At 59.6% G+C, this 627-nt stretch carries 3 protein-coding genes; all 3 read left to right on the top strand.

Annotated features, from left to right (window positions below; all coding sequences use genetic code 11):
• A partial coding sequence (locus tag GY725_22930; protein ID MCP4007045.1) for a hypothetical protein occupies window positions 1–139 on the top strand: 139 nt, incomplete at its 5' end.
• Complete coding sequence (locus GY725_22925; protein MCP4007044.1) at window positions 132–314, top strand: hypothetical protein; 183 nt, start codon at window positions 132–134, stop codon at window positions 312–314. The genes GY725_22930 and GY725_22925, both read left to right, overlap by 8 nt.
• Window positions 311–502, top strand: coding sequence for a restriction alleviation protein, Lar family (locus GY725_22920; protein ID MCP4007043.1), 192 nt, complete (start codon window positions 311–313; stop codon window positions 500–502). The genes GY725_22925 and GY725_22920 overlap by 4 nt, the downstream gene beginning before the upstream one ends.
• The last annotated feature ends 125 nt before the right edge of the window (window positions 503–627 follow it).

Raw genomic sequence — 627 nt, 5'->3', positions numbered from 1 at the left:
GACGCTCACGGTTCGCGTGAACGCCAAGCGTTTGAAGGTGTACGAGCAGATCTTGTTCGAGCGCGGCAAGACGATGAGCGAAGAGATCCGCAAGCACATGGACGGCGTGATCGAGCGCGCGGAGCAGAGCGGTGAGTAAGACTGACAAGGAATTCCTGCTCTGTCTGACGTACGCTCTCGTGGAAGCGATTCGGGCGCACGCCGTTGTCGTTAATGAATTCACCGCGCCAGAACGCGGTGTCGTTGATGAGTTCCAGGACGCAAAAGAGTACCTAGTTGACGCTGGGCACATCGCAGAGGACCCAGGAGAATGAATGACCAAGACACGCCCAAGCTGAAGCCCTGCCCGTTCTGTGGGGAACCGCCGGAGCGACCTGATTTCGGAGACGACGATACGGTGTGGCATCAGTACGCCGTTGAGTGTTTGAACTGCGACGCCGACGGGCCGAGAGAGCCAAGCGTGGACGCCGCCATCGCCGCCTGGAACAAGCGCCATGAATGACCAAGACCGCTACCTGATCCGCGCGTTGACCTACGCGAACCTCGCCTTGGTCTATCAGATGGCCGACAACTTCGAGGCTGCGGCGAAGTACGCTGCGGAGTCGTTGGACTTTGCGGAGTTGGCCG

It is taken from the genome of bacterium (assembly GCA_024226335.1).
Lineage (GTDB): Bacteria > Myxococcota_A > UBA9160 > SZUA-336 > SZUA-336 > JAAELY01.
This window is presented reverse-complemented; position numbering and strand designations above follow the sequence as displayed.

What these genes read in the sequence shown, in the direction of transcription:
- GY725_22920 (MCP4007043.1), top strand. Translation starts at nt 311, where the DNA reads ATGAATGACCAAGACACGCCCAAGCTGAAGCCCTGCCCGTTCTGTGGG.